At 74.5% G+C, this 6370-nt stretch carries 5 protein-coding genes; 3 read left to right on the forward strand and 2 right to left on the reverse strand.

Annotated features, from left to right (window positions below; all coding sequences use genetic code 11):
• The 3 genes from EYA84_RS23855 to EYA84_RS23865 form a co-directional block, all read left to right on the forward strand.
• A partial coding sequence (locus EYA84_RS23855) for an ROK family protein (protein WP_131055519.1) occupies positions 1–723 on the forward strand: 723 nt, incomplete at its 5' end.
• Positions 724–856: 133 nt separating this feature from the next.
• A complete protein-coding gene (locus EYA84_RS23860; protein ID WP_161595026.1) occupies positions 857–2545 on the forward strand; it encodes an ABC transporter ATP-binding protein in 1689 nt (562 codons plus the stop codon).
• Positions 2542–4284, forward strand: a complete 1743-nt coding sequence (locus EYA84_RS23865) for an ABC transporter ATP-binding protein (RefSeq protein ID WP_131055523.1) — start codon at positions 2542–2544, stop codon at positions 4282–4284. The genes EYA84_RS23860 and EYA84_RS23865 overlap by 4 nt, the downstream gene beginning before the upstream one ends.
• A 93-nt stretch (positions 4285–4377) precedes the next feature.
• Here the strand turns inward: EYA84_RS23865 and EYA84_RS23870 are convergent, their stop codons facing one another.
• Together EYA84_RS23870 and EYA84_RS23875 are read right to left on the reverse strand one after the other, a co-directional pair.
• Positions 4378–5058: a GntR family transcriptional regulator gene (locus EYA84_RS23870; RefSeq protein WP_236145927.1), complete on the reverse strand. Its 681-nt coding sequence runs from the start codon at positions 5056–5058 to the stop codon at positions 4378–4380.
• Between the two features lie 69 nt (positions 5059–5127).
• Positions 5128–6370: aldehyde dehydrogenase (locus tag EYA84_RS23875; protein WP_131055527.1), on the reverse strand; the 1243-nt coding region annotated here is incomplete at its 5' end.

A 6370-nucleotide genomic window follows, 5' to 3' on the forward strand; every position in this document is an offset into this window, starting at 1 on the left:
CGGCTGCTGGCCGAGGTGGGCGGCCCGCTGCTCGCCGCCGGGGTGGCCTCCCCCGGGGTGATCCGGGCCGACGGCATCGAGCTGGCGCCGAACGTTCCCGGCTGGGAGAGCCTGCGGCTGGCCGACGCGGTGCGGGAGACGCTCGACGTCACCGAGGTGGCGGTGGACAACGACCTCAACGCCGCCGCCCTGGCCGAACTGCGGCTCGGCGCGCTGCGCGACGCCGACCCGGGCCTCGTGCTGGGGCTGGGCACCGGAGTGGCCGCGGCGATCACCGTCGGCGGCACGGTGGTCTCCGGCCACCGGGGTGCCGCCGGTGAGATCGGGTACGCGGTCTCCGGCGGCCCGTGGCCGGGCACCATGCTGGAGTTGGACTTCTCCGGTCGGGCCCTGGACGTGGTCGCCGCCGAACTGGGTCTCTCCGGCGGCGCGGCGGCCCTCGCCGGTGCGGCCGAACGACCGGGGTCGGAGCGGCAGGCGTTGATCGCCCGGCTCGACGAGTTGGCCCGGCACCTGGTCACGTGTTGTCTGCTGCTGGACCCGCAGCGGGTGGTGCTGGTCGGTGGGGTGGCCGGCAGCGCCCTGATCCGGGAGCTGCTGGTCGACCGGCTCACCGAGGTGCTGCCGCATCGGCCGGAGGTGGTACTGTCCCGGTTCGCCGACGACGCCGCCCTGCTGGGCGCGGTCACGCTCGCCCGGGAGGCGGTCGTGGTCACCGGCTGACCGCCGGGACGACACCCGCTACCGGATGGCGCCGCGCCACGACCACAGGTTAGCCTCACCTAACTTGTGGAGAGTGAGGCGAGATGGCAGAGCCGACGGCGGGGGTCCGCCGCACCGACCGACGGCGGGTGAGGTGACCGTGCGAGTCAGCCCGACCGGCCGGTTGTTCGGCGAGATGTTCTGGCGGCAGCGCCGGGACACCGCGCTCTGCACCGCCTTCTGGTCGCTGCACCAGGTGTGCGAGGCACTGGTCCCGGTGGCCATCGGCCTGGTCATCGACCAGGCGGTGAGCACCGGGTCGACCTCGGCGATGCTCTGGTCCGTCCTGGGGATCTTCGCGTTGTTCACCGCGTTGACCATGGGGTGGCGGTCCGGCTTCTGGTTCCTGTCGAAGGCGGTGACCGAGGAGTCACACGTGCTGCGGATGCGCGTGGTCCGGCGACTGCTGGGCGGGCAGGGCATCCGCACCGGCCGGCAGAGCGGAGAGCTGCTCTCCATCGCCACCACCGACACCCAGGCCGCCGCCGACTCACTGGAGCTGGGCAGCCGGGTGATCTCCGCGCTGCTCGGGCTGGTCGTCTCCACGATCGTCCTGCTGCGGATCGACTGGACCCTTGGCCTCGGGCTGGTGATCGGCATCCCGGTGCTGGTGCTCGCCCTGCACGCGCTCGGGCCGCTCGTGGAACGCCACACCTCGGCGCAGCAGCAGGCCATCGGCCGGGCCGCCGCGACCGCGTCGGACCTGCTGCGGGGGCTCCGCCCGCTGCGCGGGTTCGGCGGCGTCGACGAGGCGTCACGGCGTTACCGCACCGCCAGCCGCACCTCGCTGCGCGCCAACGTCGGCGCGGTCAAGGCCGGTGCCGCGTTCGTCGGGGTGTCGACGTTCACCACCGGCCTGCTGATCACCATCGTGGCCGCCCTGGCCGGCTGGTTCGCCCTGGAGGGGCGGATCACGGTCGGGCAGCTCATCACCATCGTGGGCCTGGCCGCGTTCATCACCGACCCGGTGCTCAACCTGGCCGACTGCGTCTTCCGGCTGGCCACCGCGCGGGCCAGCGCGGCCCGGGTGGCCGAGGTGCTGGCCGCGCCCGAGCGCGCCACCTCCGGCGTACGGGAGGCGCAGCCCGGTCCGCTGGTCCTCGCCGAGGTGCACACCTCGGGCCTGGACGGTGCCAGTCTCGAGGTGCGCCCCGGGGAGGTGCTCGGGGTCGTCACCGGGCAGACCACCACCGCCGACGACGTCACCGACCTGTTGGCCGGGGCACGGGCACCGGAGCGGGGCGAGGTGACCCTGGCCGGGTCACCGGTCGGTGACCTCGACGTCGCCTCGCTGCGGCAGGTCGTGCTCGTCGAGCCGCACGCGGTCGACCTGTTCGGCGGCACCCTGCGCGAGGTGCTGCAGAGCGGGGACGACCGGGACGACGCGGCGCTGCGGCAGAGCATGGCGGCGGCCTCCGTCGACGACCTGCTCGCCGAGGGCGGCACCGGGCTGGACCGCGAACTGCTCGACCACGGACTGAACCTCTCCGGCGGGCAACGGCAGCGGATCGCCCTGGCCCGGGCGCTGCTCGCCGACCGGCCGGTCACCGTGTTCCGCGACCCGACGACGGCGGTCGACGCGGTCACCGAGCACGCCATCGCCGAGGGCATTCGCTCCCGTCGGGCCGGGGACGACCGGGCCACCGTGCTGGTCACCACCAGCGCTCCCCTGCTCGACCGGTGCGACCGTGTCGTCTTCCTCGACGCCGGGCGGGTGGCCGCCGTCGGATCGCACCGGGACCTGCTCACCCAGTCCGCGTACGCCGAGGTGGTCCTGCGATGAGCGCGACGACGATGCTGCCGGTCGCCTCCGGCCGGGAGACCCTGGCCACGTTCTGGCGCAACCTGCGCCGCTATCCGCTGCTGGCCTGGACGTCGGTCCTGACGTCCGTGGCGGCCAGCGCCGCGGCCGTGGTGGTGCCGATCCTGCTCGGTCGGCTGGTCGACCTGGTCGTCGCGGGCGGCACCGGCGAGGCGCTGCTGGTGATCTCGGCCTGGATCCTCGGCATCGGTCTGCTGGCCGCCGTGCTGACCGGCGTGTCCCGGTGGCTGGTCACCGAGTGGGGCATGCGGGCCTGCGCCGACCTGCGGGAGGAGGTGCTCGACCGGGCCCTGCGGATGGACTCGGCCCGGTTGGAGAGCGCCGGCTCCGGCGACGTCGCCGCCCGGGTCACCGACGACGTGGAACAGGTCACCGACTCGGTCCGGCTGGCCGCCGGGATCTTCACCGCCCTGGTCACCGTCGTCATCACCTTCGCCGGTTTCGCCACCCTGGACTGGCGGATCGCGCTCGCGTTCCTGGTCGTCTTCCCGGTGCACGTGCTGAGCCTGCGCCGGTTCGTGCCCCAGGCGAAGCGGCTCTACGCCGCCGAGCGCGAGGCGGCGGCGGAACGGACGCAGAGCCTGCTGACCACCTTCACCGGCGCCCGGACGGTGCACGCCTACGGCATGGCGCAGCGGCAGGGCCAGCGGGTGGACGGGGCGTCGCGCAAGGCGGTCACCGCGCGCCTGCGGGCGGTACGCGGGTTCCTGTGGTTCGCGAACATGATGAACTACGCGGAGGCGATCGGCCTCACCGCCGTCCTGCTGACCGGCTTCCTGCTGGTCCGCGCGGGCGAGAGCAGCGTGGGTGACGTCACCGCCGCCGCGCTGCTGTTCCACCGGCTCTTCGGCCCGCTCGGCATGCTCCTGATCTCGTTCAACGACGTCCAGTCGGCCGGTGCCGCGCTCGCCCGGCTGGTCGGCATCACCGGACTCGACGTGCCGGAGTCGCGCCCGCGTGCCGGTGACCGGCCGGCGGGCGGGATCGGCGCCAAGTCGATCGGGCACCGCTACCCCGGCGGCCCCACCGTGGTGCACGACGTCTCGGTGGAGATCGCGGAGGGCGAGTCGCTGGCGGTGGTCGGCGAGAGCGGTGCCGGCAAGACGACGCTGGCGGCCATCCTCGGCGGGGTGTTCCCGGCCGCCGAGGGTGAGGTGCTGCTCGGCGGGCGACCGATCGCCGACCTGGATCCGGTGGAGCTGCGCCGCACCGTCGGCGTCGTCACCCAGGAGGTGCACGTCTTCGCCGGCACCCTCGCCGACGACCTGCGACTGGCGGTGCCGCACGCCGACGAGGAGCAGATGTGGGACGCGCTGCGGCTGGTCGGTGCCGACCAGTGGGTCGCCGCGCTGCCGGAGGGGCTGCACACCCGGGTCGGCGAGGGCGAGCACCCGGTCACCCCGGGGCAGGCGCAACAGGTGGCGCTGGCCCGGGTCGCCCTGCTCGACCCGCCGATCGTGGTGCTCGACGAGGCGAGTGCCGAGGCCGGCAGTGCCGGTGCCCGGCAACTGGAGCTGGCCAGTGCCGCGCTGGTGCGCGGACGCACCGCCGTGGTGGTCGCGCACCGCCTGACGCAGGCGCAGAGCTGCGACCGGATCGCGGTGATGGCGCACGGACGGATCGTCGAGCTGGGCACCCCGGCGGAACTCGTCGCCGCGGGCGGCCGGTACGCCGAACTCTGGGCCGCCTGGCAGCGCTGACCGTACGCCGGGCGGCGGGCAGGCAGCGCCGTCCGGACCGCCTGCCGCCGGTCAGGGCCGTCCGCGCCACCGGTCAGGGCCGTCCGACGGGGGTCAGTCGGCGGTCGGCTCCGCCCGGCCGGCCCAGCGGCCGCGTACGTGACCGATGTGCACGCGCATCAGCCGTTCCAGTCCGGCCCGGTCGCCCGCCTCGATCAGGTCGAGCATCTCGACGTGCTCGCGGGCGGAGGGCACCAGTTCCCCGGTCTCGGCGAGCCGGGTCAGCCCGAACAGCCGCGACCTCGCCCGCAGCTCACCGACGAGCGAGACCAGGTGACTGTTGCCGGCCAGCGCGAGCAGTTCCAGGTGGAAGCGGCGGTCGTGCTCGATGTACGCGATCAGGTCCCTGCGTTCGGCCACCTCGACGATCCGGTGGGCGATCGGCCGCAGGCGCGCGACGTCCTCGGCGGTGGCCACACCGATCACCCGGACGGTGGTCGGCACCTCGATCAGCTGGCGGATCTCGGTCAGGTTGTCGAGCTCCCGATCGGACAGTTCGGTGACCCGGAAGCCCTTGTTCCGCACGGTCTCGACCAGGCCCTCCTTGACCAGGTCGAGCATCGCCTCGCGGACCGGGGTGGCGGAGACGCCGAGTCGGGCGGCGAGCGTCGGCGCCGAGTAGACCTCGCCGGGGCGCATCTGGCCGGCCACCAGCGCGGCCCGCAGGGCGTGCGCGACCTGTCCCCGCAGGCTCGGTCGCGCCCCCAGGGACGGCAGTTCCAAGGCGTCAGTCACCACCACGTCTCCTTCCCGCCGCATGGTAGGCGACGCCACGGCGGCGGGTCCCGGGACACCCGGCGCGGCTCAGCCTCCGGCGGGTGCGACGGTCACCGTGTGCAGGGCGGTGTAGAAGTCCTGCGCCGCCTTGCCCTGTTCGCGAGGTCCGTAGCTGGAGGCGCGCTCGCCGCCGAAGGGCAGGTGGAAGTCCACTCCGGCGGTCGGCGCGTTGACCTTGATCTGTCCGGCCGCCAGCCCGTCGGCGAAGCGCAGCGCGGCGTCCAGGTCGGCGGTGAAGACCGAGGCGGCGAGCCCGTACCGGACGTCGTTGGCGGTGGCCAGCGCCGCGTCGACGTCGTCCACCCGGCTCAGTGTGCAGATCGGACCGAACACCTCCGCGCGCTGGAGCAGGTGGTCGGCGGGGACGTCGGCCAGCAGCGTGGGGGCGACGAACCAGCCCGCTTCCCGGGGCGTACGGGCACCGGTGAGCAGCCGCGCACCGGCGGCGACGGCACTCTGTGCGGCGTCCCGCACCCGGGTCCGGGCGGCCTCGTCGATCACCGGCCCCACCACGGTCTCCGGTGCGGCGGGATCGCCGCAGGCCAACGCCGCCACGGCGGTCACCAGCGCGTCGGTGAACGCGGTCGGGTCACCCACCACGATGACGCGCTTGGTGGCGGTGCACTTCTGGCCGGCGTACCCGAACGCGGCGTAGGCGACCTGCCGGGCGGCGGACTCGACGTCGGCGTCCGGCAGGATCACCGCGGGGCTGAGCCCGCCCATTTCGCACTGCACCGGCACGCCCCGCGCCACGGCGGTCGCGCCGACGCCGGCGCCCACCTCGGCGGAGCCGGTGAACGACACGACGTCACCGGCGTCCACCACCGCCCGGCCCGTCTCGGCGTCACCCGGCAGCACCGTCAGCAGCCCGTCGGGCAGGTACGGCGTGACCAGCTCCGCCAGGCGCACCGCGCAGGCCGTCGCCTGCGGTGCCGGCTTGAGCAGGACGGCGTTACCGAAGGCCAGCGCCGGGGCCGCCTTCCACATCGGGATGGCCAGCGGGAAATTCCACGGCGTGACCAGGCCGGCGACGCCACGCGGTCGGCGACGGGTGTACGCCAGGCCCCGACCGCCGCTGGGGTCGTGCACCGCACCGGTCGGGTCGTAGACCTGCTGGGCGTAGTACCGCAGCAGCGCGACCGTCCGGGCCGCCTCACCGCGCGCCTCCGTGATCGGCTTGCCCACCTCCCGCACGACCAGGTCGACCAGTTCGGCGGTGGCGTCGGCGACCGCGGCGGCGGCGGCGTGCAGCGCCCCGGACCGCTCGGCG

It is taken from the genome of Verrucosispora sp. SN26_14.1 (genome assembly GCF_004307965.1).
Classification (GTDB): Bacteria; Actinomycetota; Actinomycetes; order Mycobacteriales; family Micromonosporaceae; genus Micromonospora.

Bases quoted from the DNA above. Each gene is read 5' to 3' on its own strand.
- EYA84_RS23865 (WP_131055523.1), top strand. From the start codon at position 2,542: ATGAGCGCGACGACGATGCTGCCGGTCGCCTCCGGCCGGGAGACCCTG.